This window comes from Clostridium bornimense, assembly GCF_000577895.1.
GTDB classification, from domain to species: domain Bacteria; phylum Bacillota; class Clostridia; order Clostridiales; family Clostridiaceae; genus Clostridium_AN; species Clostridium_AN bornimense.
In genome coordinates, this window is record NZ_HG917868.1 from 491,974 (window position 1) to 513,040 (window position 21,067).

19 protein-coding genes are annotated in these 21,067 nt (G+C 28.1%); 15 read left to right on the plus strand and 4 right to left on the minus strand.

The window, feature by feature from the left end:
- Positions 1–6: 6 nt before the first annotated feature.
- Positions 7–666, plus strand: coding sequence for a DUF6483 family protein (locus CM240_RS02270; protein WP_044036102.1), 660 nt, complete (start codon positions 7–9; stop codon positions 664–666).
- Between the two features lie 72 nt (positions 667–738).
- Positions 739–1,380 carry an undecaprenyl diphosphate synthase family protein gene (locus CM240_RS02275; RefSeq protein ID WP_044036103.1) on the plus strand — a complete coding sequence of 214 codons (642 nt, stop codon included), beginning with the start codon at positions 739–741 and terminating at the stop codon, positions 1,378–1,380.
- A gap of 170 nt (positions 1,381–1,550) precedes the next feature.
- Here the strand turns inward: CM240_RS02275 and CM240_RS02280 are convergent, their stop codons facing one another.
- Positions 1,551–2,453, minus strand: coding sequence for a polysaccharide deacetylase family protein (locus tag CM240_RS02280; RefSeq protein WP_051483642.1), 903 nt, complete (start codon positions 2,451–2,453; stop codon positions 1,551–1,553).
- Positions 2,454–2,723: 270 nt separating this feature from the next.
- Between CM240_RS02280 and CM240_RS18120 the strand changes: the two genes are divergently transcribed.
- The 7 genes from CM240_RS18120 (at position 2,724) to CM240_RS02305 (ending at position 10,879) form a co-directional block, all read left to right on the plus strand.
- Positions 2,724–2,858, plus strand: coding sequence for a CPC_1213 family protein (locus tag CM240_RS18120; protein ID WP_278246574.1), 135 nt, complete (start codon positions 2,724–2,726; stop codon positions 2,856–2,858).
- Positions 2,859–2,870: 12 nt separating this feature from the next.
- Entirely contained in the window at positions 2,871–3,008 is a 138-nt protein-coding gene (locus tag CM240_RS17755) for a hypothetical protein (protein ID WP_173400224.1), read from the plus strand.
- A gap of 506 nt (positions 3,009–3,514) precedes the next feature.
- Positions 3,515–4,855 (plus strand): MATE family efflux transporter, encoded by a 1,341-nt coding sequence (locus CM240_RS02285; protein ID WP_044036105.1) that lies wholly within the window; start codon positions 3,515–3,517, stop codon positions 4,853–4,855.
- A gap of 152 nt (positions 4,856–5,007) precedes the next feature.
- Positions 5,008–6,231, plus strand: coding sequence for a peptidase T (pepT, locus tag CM240_RS02290; RefSeq protein ID WP_044036107.1), 1,224 nt, complete (start codon positions 5,008–5,010; stop codon positions 6,229–6,231).
- Positions 6,232–6,254: 23 nt separating this feature from the next.
- Complete coding sequence (locus tag CM240_RS02295) at positions 6,255–6,551, plus strand: hypothetical protein (RefSeq protein WP_044036109.1); 297 nt, start codon at positions 6,255–6,257, stop codon at positions 6,549–6,551.
- Complete coding sequence (locus CM240_RS02300) at positions 6,539–7,465, plus strand: alpha/beta hydrolase (protein ID WP_044036110.1); 927 nt, start codon at positions 6,539–6,541, stop codon at positions 7,463–7,465. Before CM240_RS02295 ends, CM240_RS02300 begins: the two co-directional genes overlap by 13 nt.
- A 171-nt stretch (positions 7,466–7,636) precedes the next feature.
- A complete protein-coding gene (locus tag CM240_RS02305) occupies positions 7,637–10,879 on the plus strand; it encodes a sensor histidine kinase (RefSeq protein WP_044036111.1) in 3,243 nt (1,080 codons plus the stop codon).
- 387 nt (positions 10,880–11,266) lie between these two features.
- On the opposite strand, the gene CM240_RS02310 is transcribed toward CM240_RS02305, so the two are convergent.
- Positions 11,267–11,866: a DUF2238 domain-containing protein gene (locus CM240_RS02310; protein ID WP_051483643.1), complete on the minus strand. Its 600-nt coding sequence runs from the start codon at positions 11,864–11,866 to the stop codon at positions 11,267–11,269.
- Positions 11,867–12,119: 253 nt separating this feature from the next.
- On the opposite strand from CM240_RS02310, the gene CM240_RS02315 reads away from it, so the two are divergent.
- Positions 12,120–12,986: a tetratricopeptide repeat protein gene (locus CM240_RS02315; protein WP_044036113.1), complete on the plus strand. Its 867-nt coding sequence runs from the start codon at positions 12,120–12,122 to the stop codon at positions 12,984–12,986.
- Between the two features lie 42 nt (positions 12,987–13,028).
- Here the strand turns inward: CM240_RS02315 and CM240_RS02320 are convergent, their stop codons facing one another.
- Positions 13,029–13,634 (minus strand): hypothetical protein, encoded by a 606-nt coding sequence (locus tag CM240_RS02320; RefSeq protein WP_044036115.1) that lies wholly within the window; start codon positions 13,632–13,634, stop codon positions 13,029–13,031.
- A 156-nt stretch (positions 13,635–13,790) separates the two neighbouring features.
- On the opposite strand from CM240_RS02320, the gene CM240_RS02325 reads away from it, so the two are divergent.
- From CM240_RS02325 to CM240_RS02340, 5 genes are all read left to right on the plus strand, one after another.
- Complete coding sequence (locus tag CM240_RS02325; protein WP_044039668.1) at positions 13,791–15,959, plus strand: DNA topoisomerase III; 2,169 nt, start codon at positions 13,791–13,793, stop codon at positions 15,957–15,959.
- Positions 15,960–16,539: 580 nt separating this feature from the next.
- On the plus strand, positions 16,540–17,322 hold the full coding sequence (locus CM240_RS02330) for an SDR family NAD(P)-dependent oxidoreductase (RefSeq protein ID WP_084485351.1): 783 nt from the start codon (positions 16,540–16,542) through the stop codon (positions 17,320–17,322).
- 23 nt (positions 17,323–17,345) lie between these two features.
- A complete protein-coding gene (locus CM240_RS02335) occupies positions 17,346–18,338 on the plus strand; it encodes an AraC family transcriptional regulator (RefSeq protein ID WP_242838486.1) in 993 nt (330 codons plus the stop codon).
- Between the two features lie 67 nt (positions 18,339–18,405).
- The gene (locus CM240_RS17170; RefSeq protein ID WP_423219469.1) at positions 18,406–18,528 is read left to right on the plus strand and encodes a hypothetical protein; all 123 of its coding nucleotides are present in this window, start codon (positions 18,406–18,408) and stop codon (positions 18,526–18,528) included.
- A gap of 310 nt (positions 18,529–18,838) precedes the next feature.
- Positions 18,839–20,029 carry a pyridoxal phosphate-dependent aminotransferase gene (locus CM240_RS02340; protein ID WP_044036121.1) on the plus strand — a complete coding sequence of 397 codons (1,191 nt, stop codon included), beginning with the start codon at positions 18,839–18,841 and terminating at the stop codon, positions 20,027–20,029.
- A 63-nt stretch (positions 20,030–20,092) separates the two neighbouring features.
- On the opposite strand, the gene CM240_RS02345 is transcribed toward CM240_RS02340, so the two are convergent.
- A complete protein-coding gene (locus CM240_RS02345; RefSeq protein ID WP_051483644.1) occupies positions 20,093–20,968 on the minus strand; it encodes a fused DSP-PTPase phosphatase/NAD kinase-like protein in 876 nt (291 codons plus the stop codon).
- Positions 20,969–21,067 lie beyond the last annotated feature (99 nt).

Here is a 21,067-nt window from a genome sequence, read left to right on the forward strand (position 1 = left end):
GAAAGTGTGATTAAAAATGATTTTTTAGAGAAAATGATAGAGCAAATAAGTGATGCTATTACAACAATAACAGGTTTAAAGGGAAAAACTGCTTTTAAGGATGCCCATGAATCTATTAAGGAAGCATTGAAGCAATTTTTTGGACTTAATCCTAAATCTATTGAAACTTTACAATCTAAAAGTTTAATAGATATTGTTACAGGTGGAGATAAAAACAATAATGTAAAAGCATTACTTTTAGGTGATCTTATAAAAGAACAAGGAGATCTATATAGAGAAGAAGGGAAGGAAAAAGAAGCTTTAAGTACATATATTAAATCTATTACTATTTTATCAGAAGTTATGATAGAAGATGACACAGTGAGAGAGGAAAGATATATACTTAAGGTTAATGAGATTGAAGAAATACTTTCTAATTATCATTTGCCAATAGATACAACTCTAATGTTAATAAAGTATTATGAATCTATAGGTGTTTTTGATAAAAGTGAAGATCTTCTATATGACATTTTAGATGATTCAAATTATAATAAAGATATTGTTTCTTTTGGGTTAGATTTTTATAATAGACTTTTAAAATTAGATGATGAAACTTTAGAAAATGGTAATTTACCAAGAAATGAAGTAGAAGATGCTCTAGAGGGATTACTTGAATCTTTAAAGTAACGAATAAAATCTTTAATATAGTCTAATAATATCTATATTATTTAAGAAAAAGATATTATTGGAGGAATTTAAATGAGAGTTCCAAGGCATATAGGGGTTATTCCAGATGGAAATAGAAGATGGGCACAAGGTCAAGGTATGACTAAAGATAAAGGTTATAGTTATGGAATAGATCCTGGATATAAGTTATTTAAGTTATGTGAGAAAGAAGGAGTACAAGAAGTAACTTTTTATGGATTTACTACAGACAATACGAAGAGACCAGAAGAGCAAAAAAGGGCATTTATAGACGCGTGTATTAAATCTGTTAATGTGATAGCAAATGAAGATGCTGAAATATTAGTAGTAGGAAATACTAAGTCAGAATTGTTTCCAAAAGAATTAATTAAGTATACAAAAAGAGTAATCTGTGGTAAAGGTGGAATAAAAGTTAATTTTTTAATCAATTATAGTTGGAAAAAAGATTTGGAATCCTTGAGCTCTGGTGATGGAACAGAAAAATCATTAAGTAGAGATATTATAAGTAGTGACATATCAAGAGTTGATATGATAGTTCGATGGGGAGGTAGAAGACGCCTTAGTGGATTTTTGCCAATACAATCAGTATATTCAGACTTCTATGTTATAGATGAATTTTGGCCTGACTTTAAGGAAAAGCATTTTTATGATGCCTTAGATTGGTACCAAAATCAAGACATTACATTAGGCGGATGATTAAAGTACAATAAAGATACTATCCACATATAAAAAATGTACTAAATGAATTGTTGTGTTAAAAACTAATTCATTTAGTACATTTTATTTGATTTAAAAAGCATTATAAATTATAATTGCCCTGTGCCCTGTGCCCTGTGCCCTGTGCCCTGTGCCCTGTGCCCTGTGCCCTATATTAATATTCCAAATTCATATCCTTCGGATCTTAAAAAATCGATTATTTCTGGCAATGCCTCTACAGTTGATTCTTTTCCATAAGTATCATGCATTAAAACCACTAATCTATCTTGATTTTTATATGTATCATGAAACTTTTCTATTAATTGATCTTTTGTGGCATTTCTTATTTCTGAGTCACCAGTTAAGCAATTCCAATCTATGTATTTCATATTATGATTGATAAAAAACTGTTCAGAAGCTTTCATTCCATCCCAAGACATGTGTCCTCCAGGGAATCTAACCACATTACATTTAAAATTATTACCTAATACAGATTTCATTACATTTTCTGAATGAGTAAAGTCTTCTAATATATTATCGGTATTAACATGTCTATTAGGATATAAGTAATTATAGTCATGGGAATAACTATGATTTCCTATAGCATGTCCTTTTTTATAAATCTCCTTAAAGACGGCTTTACTTTCTTCGGAGCGTTCAATTTCGTTACCTAATACAAAGAATGTAGCTTTTGCATCTTTTTTATCTAGTATATCTAAAATTTTTGGTGTATTTGTAGTAGATGGACCATCATCAAATGTTAAGAAGGCTACTTTTTTACCATCTACATTATAAATATAATTTGACAAAATATATTCAATATCCCTTGTTTCATATCCATATTTATCAGATATCTCTTTTCGTTTCTCTTCTATAGTTTTTTCCGGAACCTTAGGTTCAGTAGTAATTTCATTTTTAGGACCATTAGATAGCAATGTATTGCTATGTTTGGATATATCATCTTTTTTTGAATATTTATTTGATATATTAGCTACTATACAATTAATTAGTATAAAAATTAACATTAATAATACTGTATTAAGTATAGTTGCACTAATTTTTAGCTTTTTCATCAGTTGCATCCCCTATATAATTTTGAATTATAATAAATATTATAAGTATATTTAAAACAAATATTAACAAAATAATTATATCATATATATATTAAAAAAAATAAAAAAGCGAGAAATTTGGAGAAAATTTTTATACCAAAAATGCAATAAAATTCATTATGTAAATAAGGAATATTTATATTGTATATCAATTAAATAGAGAATAATCCAAATCAAAATAGACATAAATTTATAAAAAAATCACATTCTATAATTGAGGAAGGTGATTTTATGGGAAACAAGATGATAAAACATAAAACTAAGACTCATAAACATGTAAATCATGATCCAAGAGTAGAAAGTGCGAAGGCTGTTTTTGGAGAACCAAAAGCAAAACCATATGATCCAACTGATTTTAAAATTTAGAGAGGTGAAATTATGGATAACAATAAGTATAGAATGAAAGATAGACCTAAATCTAAACCAGAACGTAGAAAAATGAATCCAGGTGGAAATTCTGATTTAGGTATATATCATGGAGAGAAAATAGGACCTAATTCATATGAGACAAAATAATATAAGCAAAATGTTGGAGCTGTTGCACGAAGGGTGTGGCAGCTTTTTTCAGTAAGTTTTATAGAACGCAAGGCACAAGTATGATGACACAAGGCACAGGGATGGAGGAAATTCCTGCGGAATTTCTTAGGTTATAAGTGTTAAGTTGAATGTTATAAGTTAGATTATGTCTCTTATTTATATCAAAGTTAATATAAAAGTCGTTAGAAAGCTAATGAAAGTTGTACTTTCATGAAGCTTGGATTACGAATTATAATATAATTTCTGTATCTATAGTAAATATGAAAACATTTTGCTGTCCACAGGACTATAATAAAATTCCTCCCAAAGAGGAATTTTCACCTTACTTGTGCCCTGTACCTTCTAACTTGCGCCATGACTAAAGGAACTAGGGCTCACGAAAATTCATTCGTTATTGCGACGGTTTCAGCATTTTTGTATAATTGTAAAGTCAAATTAGTTTATATAATTATAAGATGTGTAAAACATAAACAAAGGAGAAATATATGAATAGACAAAAGATATTAGGTGAGGAACCAATACAGAAGTTACTTTTACAATATTCAATACCAGCAATAATTGGTATGCTGGTAAATGCTTTATATAATGTAGTGGATAGAATTTTTATAGGTAAAATACCGGATATAGGTCCACTTGCATTAACAGGTGTAGGAGTAACTATGCCTATAATGACCATGATTTTAGGAGTATCTATGTTGGTAGGTATAGGAGCTACAACTAGTATATCATTGACCTTAGGAAGTGGAAATAAAAAAGATGGAGAATCCATACTAGGAAATGCTGTAGTTTTGATGGTCCTAATGGGAATTATTCTTACGGTGATAGGATTATTATTAAGAAACAAAATATTGATATTATTTGGTGCTAGTGAAAATACTCTTTATTATGCTACAGAATATATTAATATAATATTAGTAGGAACGATTTTTTCAATAAGTTCATTTGCATTAAATGCTACAATAAGAGCTGATGGAAATCCAAAGATGGCAGCAGCTACAATGGCATTAGGATGTATTGTGAATATAGTGTTTGACTATGTATTTATTTTTATTTTTAATCTTGGTATAAAAGGAGCAGCTGTAGCTACAGTATTAGCACAAGTTATTAGTACTTTAGTGATGGTTTATTATTATACAAAGGGATCATCAAATTTAAAGTTGAAAATTCAAAATTTGAAATTAGATATTAGTATTGTTAAAAGAATATTTGCGATAGGTTTTGCACCGTTTGCAATGCAAATAGCTGCCAGTGCTGTTCAAATAATAGCAAATAATTCACTTAAAGCATATGGAAATGACTTGTCTATTGGAGCTATGGCTGTAATATCATCGGTATCATTAATATTCTTAATGCCTATTTTCGGAATCAATCAAGGATCACAACCTATAATAGGATATAATTATGGAGCTAAGAAATATAAAAGAACAAAATTGACATTAAAATATGCTATTGTAGCTGCTACTATAATAGTTTGTATTGGAGCAGTGGTAATTCAGCTTTTCCCAGAGAAAGTAATAAGTATTTTTAATTCAGATGAAAGTCTTTTGAAAATAGGAGTTACAGGTATTAGAGTATATTTATTTATGTTGCCATTGCTAGGTTTTCAAGTAGTGGGAAGTAATTATTTTCAATCTATAGGTAAAGTAAAAATAGCTACTTTCTTAAGTTTATTAAGACAAGTAATATTATTAATTCCTTTTACTTTAATTTTACCTAGGTTTTTTGGTGTAAATGGAGTATGGCTTGCTGGAGCTTTTTCAGATTTTATAGCTTCAATGATAACAGGTATTTTTATTATCAGAGAGTTTAGAAGAGTAGAGAATTAAAGTATCATTAAATGGACTGTTGAAAAATTATTTTAATCAACAGTCTTATTTTTTTATATAAAAATAAACTTTTTATAAAAACATGGGATAATTTTCATATATGTATTACAATAATAGTAATAGAAGTTTATATGACAGTGGAGGGATAGAAAATGACAAAAGTAGTTGAGAAATTTTTAAGATATGTAAAAATAGACACAAAATCCAATGAGGAAAGTAAAACATGTCCAACAACAAAATCACAATACAAGTTTGGTGAAATGTTAGTTGAGGAACTAAAAACCATAGGTATGCAAAATGTATCTATAGATGAAAATGGCTATGTAATGGCATATTTACCATCTAATGTTGATAAAGCAATAGAAACAATTGGATTTATTGCTCATATGGATACAGCACCAGATTTTTCAGGAGAAAATGTTAATCCTCAAATTGTTGAGAATTATGATGGGGGAGATATTGTTTTAAATAAAGATTTAAATATAGTGTTGTCTCCAGAAAAATCGCCAGAATTAAAAAATTATATAGGAGAAACGCTTATTACTACAGATGGTACTACATTACTTGGAGCTGATGATAAAGCTGGAGTAGCAGAGATAATCACTGCAATGGAGTTTTTAATAAATAATCCAGATATAGAACATGGTCCTATTGCTATTTGTTTTACTCCAGATGAAGAGGTAGGAAGAGGTGCAGATTTATTTGATGTAGAAAAATTCGGAGCTAATGTAGCATATACTATTGATGGTGGTGCTATTGGAGAGCTAGAATGTGAAAATTTTAATGCTGCAGGAGTTAAAGTTATACTTAATGGAGTAAATGTTCATCCTGGCTATGCTAAAGATAAAATGATAAATTCTATGCTTATCGCTAACAAGTTTATAGAAAAATTGCCAAAGGATGAGGTGCCAGAGTTAACTTCAAATAAAGAAGGATTTTATATGTTAACTTCTATAGATGGTTCTGTGGAAAAAACTAAATTATCTTATATAATAAGAGACTTTGATAGAGAAAGTTTTGAAAATAGAAAAAGTAATATGAAGATGTGGGCTGAAGAAATTAATAAAGAATTTGGAGAAAATTCTTGTGAAATAGAAATAAAAGATCAATATTATAATATGAAAGAAAAGATAGAGCCAGTTCAATATGTAGTAGATAAGGCTTTTGACGCGATGAAAAATTGTGGTGTAACACCAAAAGTAAAAGCTATAAGAGGAGGAACTGATGGGGCAAGACTTTCTTTTATGGGTCTTCCGACACCGAATATTTTTGCTGGTGGTGAAAACTTTCATGGAAAATTTGAATATGTACCTGTAAGTTCCATGGAAAAGGCTGTGGATGTTATTGTAGAAATATCTAAATTATATACTAAATAGATATTATTATGGGGGTGGGTTATATGAGGATAGTAAAAGCCAAAATAGAACAAGTTACTGAAGATGGACTAATAATAATGATGTCAAATGGTATAAAGCCTTTAAATTTAATAGTTAATAAGAAAGATATGACATTTGAAGATTTTAAGGAATTAAGAGGAGAGTATAAAATAACATCATTATTACAAGGATGCTGTTCATCGTGTCCAGTTACAGTATTAGAAAGTGGTAAAAATGAGAAAGATGACAATGAGATGATGGAAGTAATAGATAAAGTTATAGAAATTATTGGAGAAGAATTAAGGTTATGTTTAAAATAATAATTATTTCATTTGTTATATTAGTAGTAATTCTATTTTTAATAGGAAAAAAACTTACAGATTATGCTTTTTATAAAACTATTTTAAGAGAGCGAAAAACTAAAGAAGATATTTTTGGAGTATTAACAGAAAGAAAAGCTTATGATTTATCTAAATATAAAGAATTAGATATTGAAGTTCTAGAGATAGTATCAAAAGAGGGCTTAAAATTAAAAGGATATTATATAGAAAAGTTTAAAGAGTGTAAAAAGTTAATGATTATAGTACATGGATATACCTCTAATCATTATATAGCATTACAATACTTGGAGATGTTTTTTGAAGAAGGATTTAATGTACTTATGATAGATGTAAGAAGTCATGGTGATAGTGAAGGTACTTACGCAACTTATGGATATTATGAAAGAGAAGATTTAAATCAATGGATAGATTTTATGACAGATAGACTTGGTAATGACATAAAAATCGGGTTACATGGTCAGTCAATGGGTGCAGCCACAGTTCTTATGTATGGAGGAAAATATGAAGACAAAGTAGATTTTATAATAGCCGATTGTCCGTATTCAAGTGGGAAAGAAATACTTAGATATCAATTTAAACAATATAAAGGAACACCATTATATCCATTGTATTGGTTTGTTAATAGAAGGTGTAAAAAGCTTTGTAAGTTCGATATGAATGATATTTCACCTATTGATGATATAAAGGATAAGAAAATACCTACAATGTTTATTCATGGTATAGGAGACGATTTTGTACCATGTTATATGAGTGAAGACATGTATAAAAGGAAAATTGGTGATAAAAATAAGTTATTACTTATTGAAGGAGCAGCACATGTAGAGGCTTATCCTAAAGATAAAGTTAAGTATAGTACAGAAGTTAAAAAATTTATAGAAGAAGCTTTAAAATAGTAGTGAAAACTCTAGTACATAAAATGTATTAGAGTTTTTTTTGATTAAACAAATCTCAATAAAAAATGACAGGATATTTAATACAAATATAATTTATGATAGAATATATTGAATTAATAATATTATAACTATATATCATTTTGGAACAATGTATAGAAAGAGGGCGAGCAAATGAAGGGCTTACCAAAAAGAGTATTTTTAATAGTATTAGTGGTAATTATATGTGGATTAAGCTTTAGCGAACTAGCATTTGCACGAGGAGAAGATATTAAGTTCAGAAGAATTACTATTGAGGATGGTTTATCACAAACAACAATAAATGATATATATCAAGATAAGCAAGGGTATATGTGGATAGCTACGTCATATGGTTTAAATAGATATGATGGTAAGAAGTTTAAGGTATATAAGTATAATGATGGAGAAGAAGTAACAATACCATCGAACTTTATATGTAAGATAGTAGAAGATAAGCAAGAAAATCTTTGGGTAGCCACAAACAAAGGGTTAAGCAAGATAAGTAAAGATAGAAAAAAAATACAAAACTATACTTCAGATGAAAAAGATAATAATGCATTATCACATTATAATACAAGATATGTTTTTATTGACTCTAAAAATAGACTTTGGGTAGGGACGGAGCAAGGGTTAAATTTATATGATGAGAAAAGTGATAAATTTAAAAGATTTTATGTAGAAGGTTTCAATGATGAATATAATGTAGAAAATTATATATTAACTATAGAAGAAGATAAAGATGGAGTTATATGGGTCGGAACTAGAACAGGAGTGTTATTTTTAGATGAGGAAAATGGAGTATTAAAACGTTTTAAAGAAGTTAGTGAAGATGAATATATAAATAAGATATATACATTATCTAATGGAGAAATATTGATTGCTACAGAAGAAAATGGAATAAAAAAATATAATAAGAAAGAAGGTACTATAGAAGATATAAAAAATGATGAAAATAATAAAAACTCATTACCACATAATGGGGTAGATGCTATTTTAGAAGATGATAATGGGGATTTATGGATAGGAACTAATAAAGGAATAGCAGTTAAAAGAAAAGGTAAGAATAATTTTGAAAATTATATACATAAAGAATATGATCAAAAATCGTTAACAGATGACTATATAATTTCATTATATCAGGATAAATCAGGTCTTATATGGGTGGGAACTTATGATGGTCTGAATAATTTCAATCCAAAAGTTAACTTAAAAAGCTATATAAAAAGTGAGTTTGAAGAAAATTCTTTAAGCGATAATATGGTATATGGAATTTATGAAGATAATGAAGGTCTAATTTGGGTAGGAACTAACGGTGGTGGTCTTAATGTTATTAATAAGTATACTAATGAAATAAAGTATTATCAGCATGATAGTGAAAATATAAATTCAATTAGTAACAATAGAGTATGGCAAGTTGTTGGAGATGGTAACAATGAAATATGGATTGCTACCAGTGGTGGATTAGATAAATTTGATAAAAGTACTGGCTTATTTACTAGATATAAGGATATTTATGGTGAAAATTCATTGGTATATAATGATGTAGTATCATTGCATATTGATAAAGAGGGCATATTATGGATCGGCACTAGAAATGGATTATGTTCTTTTGATAGAAAAAGCAAATTTATAGATTATAGTGAGTTAATGAGTAAATATAAAATAAGTGATAGATATATTTCTAGCATATATGAAGACTCAGATGGAATATTATGGATTGGGTGTGGTTATGATGGTGGATTAATAAGATTTGATAGAAAAAATATGACTATGAAGTCTTATACTAATGATGAAGATGATGTAAATAGTTTAAGTTATAATTCAATAAAGTCTATAGCAGAGGATAGTAAAGGAAACTTATGGATAGGAACTGCACATGGATTGAATAGACTAGATAAAGAAAATGAGAAGTTTATAAGATATGGTGAAAATGAAGGTATAACTAATACATATATATATGGAATATTATTTGATGATGAAGATAATCCGTGGATTAGTACTAATGGTGGAATTTTTAAATTAAATGTGAAAGAAAATAAAGCCGAAAATTTTGATGTTACTGATGGTCTACAAAGTAATGAGTTTAATATATATTCATATTATAGGAATAAAGAAGGAATAATGTATTTTGGAGGTATTAAAGGTATAGATTCCTTTGATCCTAAAGAAATGAGTAGAGAATATCTTGAAAATTTTAAGATAAAAATAGAATCGGTTCTTGTAAATGGAGATGAAAATGGTAATGCAAAATATTTAGATTTAGATAAGGGAAAAATTAATTTACCATATGATAAAAATAACATATCAATAGAATTATTTGTATCAGATTATAGGAATCCATCAAAAATATCGTATTCATATAAACTGAAAAAGACAGATAACAAATGGATAGATAATGAAAATAATAATAATATAAATTATTCTAATTTGCATCCAGGAAAATATGAATTGCAAGTTATGGCTAGAGATTCAGTGGGAAATCTTAGTGATGAATTATCTATAAATATAGTTATAGATAACCCACCATGGCTTAGTCCAATAGCGTATTTAATATACATAATATGTGTTATAATACTAATTTTCTTTGGAATAAATCATGTTAGAATTTTAGAAAAGATAGTTGAGCAAAGGACACTTCAATTACATAATAAACTATTAGAGAATAAAAAATTGTATAATAAGATAATTGAGCATGAGCAATATAAAAATAATTATTTTATTAATCTATCTCATGAGCTTAGGACACCGTTAAATGTTATATTATCTACAGAAAAGTTAGTGACAGAATTAAATAAGAAAGAGGAGCATATAGATAAATCTAAATTAGAGTATTATATGTCTGTATTGAATAGAAACTCTAAAAGATTATTAAGCCTTATTAATAACATTATAGATACTGCAAAGATAGATGCTGGATTTTATAAATTAAATATTACTGAAAATGATATAGTATATCTAGTTGAAGAAGTAGTTTTGTCAATGAAAGACTTTGCAGAGGACTCTGGATTAGAATTAATTATAGATCCTGAAGTAGAAGAAAAAGTAATAGAATGTGATGCTGAAAATATAGAGAGATGTATAGTTAATCTTATTGGTAATGCTATTAAATTTACTGATAGAGGTGGAAAAATTGAAGTGGGAATAAGTGATAATGATGAATATGTTACTATAAATGTTAAAGATACTGGAATAGGAATTGAAGAAAAAAATTATGAAATTATTTTTGATAGATTTTCTCAAGGATATAGAAATACAACAGAAGAGTATGGAGGAAGTGGTTTAGGATTAACATTTACGAAACAAATTATAAATCTACATAAAGGAGATATATTTGTAAAAAGCAAAGTGGGTGTTGGAAGTGAATTTATTATAATACTTCCTGTAAAACAATATTAAGAGTTAAAAATAGAAGCTGTTGCACGAAGAGTGCGCAGCTTTTTTAAGTAAACTTGATAGAGCGCAGGGCACAAGTATGATGGCACAAGGCACAGTAATGGAGGAAATTCTTGTAGAATTTCTGAAATTTTAAGTGTTAAGTTGAATGTTATAAGTTAGAACATGTTTCTTACTTAGATTACAGTTGATATAAAAGTCGTTACAGAAAGCTCATGAAAGTTGTACTTTCATGAAGTTTTAGCTATAATTTCTATATTTGCAGTAAATAAGAAAACGCGTTGATGTCCGCAGGACTATAATAAAATTCTTCCCAAAGAGGAATTTTCACCTTACGTGTGCCCTGTGCCTTCTAGCCTGTGCCCTGTAAAAGGAACTTTTACGTAATCTTTATTTATTGTTCCTATATTTTGAATAAAAGATATATATTATTGATGAGATTATTGTACTGATAGAACCACAGATTATATCAATCATAGTATCAGTCAAGCTATGGTTTTGTGAATTAAGTTTTAAAAGTAAATCGGTAGTAAATTCATATATTTCCCATAATCCTGCCATTGATATACTGAAAAATATACCGAATAGAATTGAAAGGGAAAAGTTTTTATTTAAATTACTTTTACATAAAGTTGTAAAAATAGCCAACCCTATAAAAAATAATATGATTCCTGAATAAAAATGAACAAATTTATCCCAATAAGGAAAGATACTATATATAGAGATTATTCGTCCTAGAAACATAGATAAAAAAATAAATAATTGAGAAAGAAAGTATAAAAGTAGAGTAGCTTTAAATCTCGTGTACATAAATACTAACTTTATCAATAGAGATACTACTAAAGTTAATAAAGAAGATAAATATATAAAAGAATTTTTATTTAATATTCCAAATATAAACGTAGAAATTAATAAAAAGAAGAACAGTTTTTCAAAAATTAATTCATAACGTAGCTTACCATTAATAGTTAATGCAAAAAATTTTTTCATAATAATCTCCTTTAAAATACATTTCGATAAAAAATACATTTTATAATTAAATAATTTGTAGTTACATAAATAGTAATACATATATATTGATATTTATAGGGGTTCGCGTTATATTTATAAATAAGAATTTTATTTTTATATGGTATTTTAATTAGAAATTGAAAGATTATTAATGATATATTTATTAGTGACAAGATACTTCCTAAAAAATAAATATATCCAAGAATAAAGTTGCATAAAAAAGGAGGATAATATGAGGAATGGAACGAAAAAGTTAAAAAAAACTACTAAAATTATTATAGGAATCATTTCAATATTAATAATTATTATGATATTAGGAGTACTATTATTATTTAATAGTATAAAAGTTAATGATAAAGTATTAAATTATCTACATCAATTTGAAGAGTATGTAGAGAGTGGGGAATATGACAAAGCTGAAGAGGTTTTAAAAAAAGCTGAAGATTTAAAATCTACTGAAGAAGGTAAAGAAAAATTAGAATTAATGAAGAAAATTGAAAAGTCAGAGACTTTACTTGAAGAAGCTACAAATTTAATGAAAAAAGAAAAATATGAAGAAGCTAAAGATAAGTTAAATAAGATTCATGCTAATGAAGGAAAGATATATGTAGATGCACAGGAAAAAATAAAAGAATGTGATGATGCATTGGTAGATATTAATTTTGAAAAAGCAAAACAAGCTTTTGATAAGGGAGATTATGATAGTGCATTAAAAAGTATAACAGATGTACTTAATGTAAGAAAAGATGATGAAGAAGCTAAAAACCTACAGGAAGAAATAATACAAAAGAGAGATGAAAAATTAGCTAAAGAAGAAGCTGAAAGAAAGCAAAAAGAAGAAGAAGAGAAAAAGGAAAGAGAAGCTTTTACAGAAGATGAAGCAGTTGAATTCTTAAGAGAGAAATTAGAAAATAAAGAAAATTTGAGTTTAGAGGTTCAAAACGCTGAAAGTAATAATGGAAAAGAAGGCTACATGATACAAGTTAGTGAAATGATGGATGACCATCTAGCTACTATAGGATGGTATTTTATAGATAAGTATAACAAAGAAGCTTTTGAATGGGATATGTTAAATAATAAACTTATAGAAATTAATTAATATAAGTAAGACCTAGGTAAAATACTATATCTAGGTCTTATTTCATGACCTTTTATTACGTCTATATTTTCTATTTCTAGGAACCATTTTGTGTTTATAACAATGTCTTGGTTCTGAGCGTCCCATAGAAGCTAATTCAAGGTTTATGTCTGTAAATTCAACATAGTCATTATTAAAATAATATAGGTTAGGATCATTTTCTAAAATGGAGATAACAAAGATAATGTAAAAAACTCTTGGTGTTATACTAATTTGATAGTTGAAAAATGGAATTATAGCATCTAGACTTGATACAACGAAAGTAACATAGGGAAGTCCAGCTAAGCTATATTGTACATTGGAGTAAAAGTATCCATGAATTATTTCGTCTAAACTTTCATCTTCATGAAGTTTTATATGTGGATTTAGTTGTGCTTCTGCTAAATCTAAATTAGTCAATAGTAAGGCAAGATAAAGATTTTTTAGACTAATTTGCATTCTTAAGTAAAGTATGCTTGATCCCACTATTGCATTATCATCATTTAGAGGATTTATGGCTAGAAAACAAAATAGTCTATTTTGATTTAAGAAAACTATTTCGTCATCATTAACGACAGTATCATTATTTGTGTTATCTTCAAATATTGGAGGAGTAAGTTTTATAAACACATTTAAACCTCCAGTGAATATTGATTTATAATTATATTATGATTCTAAAACTATAATTGTAACTTATATTAATATTATTATTAATGTGGAAATAAGAGAATTGATAGTATATAGTTATAAGTAAAGAATTAGGTATATGGCATGAAAGGATATAATATGAAAAAGTTAGTATTAGCAGAAAAGCCGTCAGTAGCTAGAGATATAGCAAGGGTATTAGGCTGTAATAAAAAAGGAAATGGTTATTTAGAAGGAAATAAATATGTTGTTACTTGGGCGCTAGGACATCTTGTGACTTTAGCAGATCCAGAGCAATATGATAATAAGTATAAAAAGTGGGATATGGAGCAATTGCCGTTAATTCCCAACAACTTTAAGTTATCAGTTATTCCTAATACAAGAAAACAATTTAATGCAGTGAAAGAACAATTATTTAGAAAAGATATAGATGAAGTTATTATTGCTACTGATGCCGGAAGAGAAGGGGAATTAGTAGCAAGATGGATTCTTGTTAAGACGGGATGCAAGAAGCCATTAAAGAGATTATGGATATCTTCTGTAACAGATAAAGCAATAAGAGATGGCTTTAACAATCTTAAAGATGGTAGAAGTTATGATAATTTATATCATTCTGCTGTTGCTAGAGCAGAGGGAGACTGGGTAGTTGGTATAAATGCATCAAGAGCGTTAACATGTCACTATAATACTAGTCTTTCAGCGGGAAGAGTGCAAACACCAACATTGTCTATAATAGCCACTAGAGAAGAAGAAATAAGAAACTTTAAAGCAAAAAAATATTACGGAGCTACTATAACATATAAAGGGATAAAATTTACTTGGCAAAATAAGAGTAATAAAGATACAAAAACTTTCAATGAAAAAGATATAGATAATGTTATTGAAAAAATAAATAAAGGTATCTTTAAGATTAAATCAGTGAACAAAGCAAATAAAAAGAGTTACTCACCATCATTATATGATTTAACAGAACTACAAAGAGATTGTAATAAAATCTTTGGATTCTCACCTAAGGAAACTTTGAACATTTTACAAAAATTATATGAAAGTCATAAGTTTTTAACTTATCCAAGAACTGATTCAAGATATCTAACAGATGACATGGTATCAACACTTAAGGATAGAGTCAAAGCAGTATCTGTAGGTCCATATAGTAAGGTAGCGTCATCAATTTTAAAGAAAAATATAAAGGCTAATAAGAGTTTTGTAGATAGTTCAAAGGTATCAGATCACCATGCAATTATTCCAACAGAAGAACCAGCAAGTTTATCATCATTAAATGATAAAGAACGCAAAGTTTTTGATCTTATAGTAAAGAGATTTTTAGCTGTACTTATGGAACCTTGTCAATATGAGGAGATGTCTGTTGAAGGAGAAATTGCCGGGGAAATATTTAAAACAAAAGGTAAAAAGATAATTTCATTAGGATATAAAGAAGTATTTTCAGCTGAAGAAGAGGAAAATTCTATATCAATAGATTTTTCAGAAGGTATGGAGTTAAAGAATTTTACTGTAAGCAAAACTACAGGAGAAACAAAGCCACCAGCATTATTTAATGAAGCAACATTATTATCAGCTATGGAAAATCCAGCTAAGTATATGGATAATAATGATGAAAAGTTAAAGAAGACACTAGGAGAAACAGGGGGACTTGGAACTGTTGCTACTAGAGCAGATATAATTGATAAGCTATTTAATTCTTTTTTAATAGAAAAAAAAGGCAAAGATATTTATATAACTTCTAAGGGTAAACAACTTCTAAATTTGGTACCTAAGGAATTAAAATCTCCAGAATTAACAGCTAAATGGGAGATGGCTTTGAGTAATATTGCTAAAGGAAAAAGTAAAAAAGATATATTTATAAATGATATGAAAAATTATTCTAAAACAATTGTAAATGAAATTAAGAATAGTGAAGCTAAATTTATTCATGATAATTTAAGTGGAGAACGTTGCCCAGAGTGTGGAAAAAAGATGCTTGAGGTAAACGGCAAAAAGGGTAAAATGTTAGTGTGCCAAGATAGGGAATGTGGCTTTAGAAAGTCTATTAGTGTAATAACTAATGCAAGATGTCCAGAGTGCAAAAAGAAGTTGGAACTTAGAGGAAAAGGTGATGGAGCCATATATGTTTGTCCAGGAGCAAATTGTCATTTTAGAGAAAAAGCATCGCAATTTAAGAAGAGATTTGATAAATCAGGTAAAGTTGATAAAAGGGAAATAAATAATTATATGAAGAAGATGCAAAAAGAAGCAGAAAAGATTGAAAAAGAGGATAATCCATTTGCAGCACTTCTTGGTAAAATTAAATAAAGCTTATTTTTAATTTTAAGTATAGTTTTGTATTAAGTAAATATAAGACTATACTTTTTTCAATATAGTTTATTATTAGATTTAGTAATGTAAAAAATACTTAAAATAAATAGCGAAGGAAAAGTTATTCCAAAAGGTGGACATTTAATAGTTGTAAAGGGATTGGTAAAAGAAAATGGTAAGATTAAGGGTTTTAGTGTTAATCACCCTTCTTCTTGTGCAGAGCTTAATTTAGAAAATTATTTTGTAGGAGTTAAAGACTTTATAATGTCGTTCTCAGGTTCATTTATATCATTTTGGATAGAGAAGTAAATGTGGATATATATATTTAATAGAAGTTACTATAAGGGTTATATTGAAGAAGTAGTAAAAGCTTATTTTGAGAGATTTCTAGTCATGTCTAAATGGAAAATATGAATATTGAGATTAGTTTGATTAAAACTATGATTAAGATAAATAATGCTCAAATTGTATTTGGCGTAAATTGAATAATAATTGGCACAAAGTGATGTTATATTTTTTTTGGAAGTTTATATAATTGAGATATAAGTTTAAATACAAGTTATTGGAGGGCATGATTATGAAGAATAAAACTGCACTTATTACTGGTGCATCTAGTGGTATTGGAAAAGAATTTGCAAAATTACATGCATCTAAAGGTGGAAATTTAGTAGTTGTTGCAAGAAGTGAAGATAAGCTTAATGAATTAAAAGCAGAGCTTGAAAGCAAATATGGCATACAGGTTATAGTTATTGTTAAAGACTTATCTTTAAGTACCGCAGCCCAAGATATTTATGATGAAGTAAAAGCTGCCAATATAAATATTGATTATTTAATAAATAATGCTGGATTTGGTGGGAGAGGTGAGTTTCATATTCGTACTATGGAACAAGACATGCAAATGATTGAAGTAAATGTTATTACTCTTACAAGGTTAACAAAGTTATTTTTGCCTGATTTTATTGAACGTAAAAGTGGAAAAATATTAAATGTTTCATCAACAGCTGCTACAATGCCAGGGCCGTTGCAAGCAGTTTATTATGCTACAAAAGCATATGTAACATCGTTTGGAAATGCTGTTTGGCAAGAAATTAAGGGCACAGGTGTAACCCTTACAACTTTGATGCCAGGTGCAATGGATACAGGATTTGCTAAGGCATCAGATATGAGTAATACTCCATTGTTTGCTAAGACTGTTAGTCCAGTTGATGTTGCAAGGTCAGGATATGAGGGAATGTTAAATGGAAAATTAAACGTAATTGCTGGAGTAACACCATTACAAAGAATATTTTTAGCACTTGCACCATTTACACCTAAAAAAATAATGTTAAAGCAAATTTATGAAATGCAAAAGGAAAAATAAGAAAATAGAATGGAGTTGTTTTTGTGGATCGATTTATTATGGATGGAAGATATGGTTCTCTTCTATCAGCAGTAGGTCTTCCTCTACGAGAAATACTGATAAAATCAGAATTACCTCAGGATTTATTTAGTAGAAAAAATATAAGGTTATCACAAAAGGAATATTTCCGTTTGATGGAGAACATCGGAGAATCAATTTCTAATGAAGAAACGCCAATAAAAATCGCAACATCAGAAAATATCGAAACTTTTTCTCCAGCTATCTTTGCGGCCTTTTGTAGTAAAAATGCTCAGATATGTATAGAACGTTTAGCACAATATAAGAAACTTATTGGACCTATGGTTTTTATTATAATGAAAAATGAGAATAGCATTACTGTTAAGATAACTACTGAAGATCCTGTAGATAAAATACCTTCATTTTTGGAAATTACGGAAATTACTTTCCTTATTAACTTAATTCGAAAAGCCACAAAAGAAAAAATTATTCCTTTGAGAATAACATTGCAGAATTCAATTAACAATATGGAATTAGAAAGATATTGGGGATGTAAGCCAGAGAAAAGTTGTAAAAGTACTTTAACATTATCTCTTAGCGATTCACTGAAACCATTTGTTAGTGAAAATAAAATTATGTGGGATTATTTTGAACCTGAATTGAAGCGTAGACTATCTGAATTACAAACTGATGATTCCTTTGGAGCGAGGGTAAGAAGTGCATTGGTAGAATTATTGCCCATGGGGTGTAGTAGCATTGAAGAAGTGTCATTAAAACTTGCAGTCAGTAAACGGACACTTCAACGAAAACTAACAGAAGAAAAAACAACTTTTCAAAAGCAATTAAATCATACAAGGGAATTGTTAGCAAAGAACTACATTAAAAATACTAATATGACAAGTGATGATATTGCTTTTCTATTAGGATACAAAGATTTGAACTCTTTTTTAAGAGCTTTCCAAGTTTGGTGTGGAATGAGTATCTCAGAATATAAAAAATCTTTGCAGAATAAAGTTTAATATGGTAGGGATATGAGCTAGGAAGGAATATTTATGATTTTTAGATTCTAAAACAGGTATAGAAATTATGAATTTACTTAAGAAAATTAATATTGAAAAAGGAATTACTATAACTCAAGTAACACATTCTCATGAATCTTCAACTTATGGAAATAGGATAATAAAGATAAAAGACGGAAAAGTTCAGTAATAGTTATTTTATAAAAAGGTGTACGCGTCAAATTTCTAGCTCCTTTTATTTATTTGCTAAATGTGGTAAAATGTCCCGGTAAGGTGATTTACCTTAGCTATAATGTGATGATAAATTAGAATTTGAGATAGAGAAATATTTTATATATCAGAAATTTTGTATAGGTAAGAAAAGGATATACATTCCAAATGAAGTTAAATTATATTCATTAAGTTACCACATTTACAATTTAAGAAATTCCAGTGGAATTTCCTCCACAATTATGAATTGCGAATTGTGAACTGTGAATTATAAATAAGGGGGCTATTATATGTTTTCAGAGGAAATACTTAAATTAGGAACAAAAAAGTCTACAATAAGAGAAATTTTTGAGTATGGAAAAAAGAGAGCATCTGTTGTTGGAAAGGAAAATATTTTTGATTTTAGTATTGGAAATCCTAATGTACCAGCACCACAATGTGTAAAGGAAACTATTTTAGAAATAGTAAATAATGAAGATCCTACATTGATTCATGGGTATACAAGTGCACAAGGAGACGATGATGTTAGAGAGTCCATTGCAAAATCTTTAAATGATAGATTTGATACAAAGTTTACAAAAGATAATTTATATATGACTGTAGGAGCAGCAGCATCTATAAGCATATGTCTTAAAGCATTAACTAATGTTGGAGATGAATATATAACTTTTGCACCGTACTTTCCAGAATATAAGTGTTTTGTAGAGGGTGCAGGGGGAAAGTTAATTGTAGTTCCAGCAGATATAGAAACTTTTCAAATTAATTTTATAGAGTTTGAAAAATCAATCACTGAACATACAAAAGCAATAATAGTAAATTCTCCCAACAATCCATCGGGGATTGTTTATTCTGAAGAAACTATAAAGAAATTAGCAAAAATATTAGTAGAAAAGTCAAAAGAGTATAATCATCCAATTTATTTAATTTCAGATGAGCCTTATAGGGAAATTGCTTATGATGGAGTTAAAGTGCCATATTTAACAAAATACTATAACAATACTTTTGTTTGTTATTCATATAGTAAATCATTATCACTTCCTGGTGAAAGAATTGGGTACATAGTTGTACCAAGTGAGATGGAGGATTTTAATTTAGCTTATGCAGCAATTTGTGGCGGCGGAAGAGTTTTAGGATATGTAAATGCACCAAGTTTATTTCAAAAAGTTGTAGGAAAGTGTGCTACTGCTACAGCAGATATATCTATATATGAAACTAATAGAAATTTGTTATATGAAGGGTTAACTAAGTTAGGATATAAATGTGTTAAGCCAGGAGGAGCATTTTATTTATTTCCACAATCATTAGAAGCAGATGCAAAAGAATTTTGTAAAAAGGCAAGAGAAAAGTATGATTTATTATTAGTTCCAGGGGATGATTTTGGATGCCCAGGACATTTTAGACTTTCCTATTGTGTACAAACAGAACAAATAGAAAGAGCAATGCCATTATTTGAAAAGTTAGCAAAAGATTATTTGAAATAAGTAAAATAAAAATGGCTTTCGCAATAGCAAATATAAATTTGCTGCGAGGCCATTATATCTAAATTATTGCCATGGGGATAAAAATAAGTCTTTAGAGGATCTACAGTAGTTATAAAAACTAGTAAAAAACTCTGTATGATTTTTATCATAGAAAGCCATATAATCTTTTTCATCTAGTTTAGCTAAGGCTATTTGTCTACTAATAATGTCTTCCATAGGTATATCATTATAATTTTTCATCATATCATATAAAATCATAAAAATAGTAGTTCTTCCTATCCCTTCTTTGCAATGAAAGTGAAGATGAGTATTTTTAGGTTGATTTTTTACAAATGTTACAAACTTATTTACTTCATCTTTATTTGGCAACATAGAGTCTGTAACGGCTATTCTAAGATATCCTATTGAATTTTTTGATATAACAAGAGATTCATTTTCTACGCTTTTAACAAGTACGGGATTATTTTTATCATTATAAAATGTTAGAGTACTATTTAAATTTATAGTATTTAAATCTTTAATTTCTTTTAATAGTACTTCTTCAGAGGATAAACCTAAATTGGCATTATTTTTGTCATTCTTAAAGCTTATTGGCATTTCATTAACAAATCCATGAGATTCTTGTCTGAGGTCAATATCTATTATAGGTAAATTTGTATTAATGCTTTTTATAAGTAGTGGAAGGTTTGTTTTAGAAAATTGACTACTACCGGATATGTTTAAATTCTCCATGCCTTTTGTATTTATTGAATTTGATACATTTATATTATTTGTACTACGAAAATTTCTAGGAATTTCAGTGTTGTTTAATGTATCTAAGACAATATGTATATCGGAAGAAGGGGATTTCCCATTAACTAATAAATTAGGTAGAGCTAAGGAAAAGATTATTAATACAATAAATATCTTTATAAAGTTAAAATGTATTTTTTTAGCCATTATATCACCTCAAGTATATTATGTTTAGTATTCATTTTTATATGTAAAAAATGATTAAAATAAAAAAACACTTATTTTCCTATTAGTTAATAAATAATT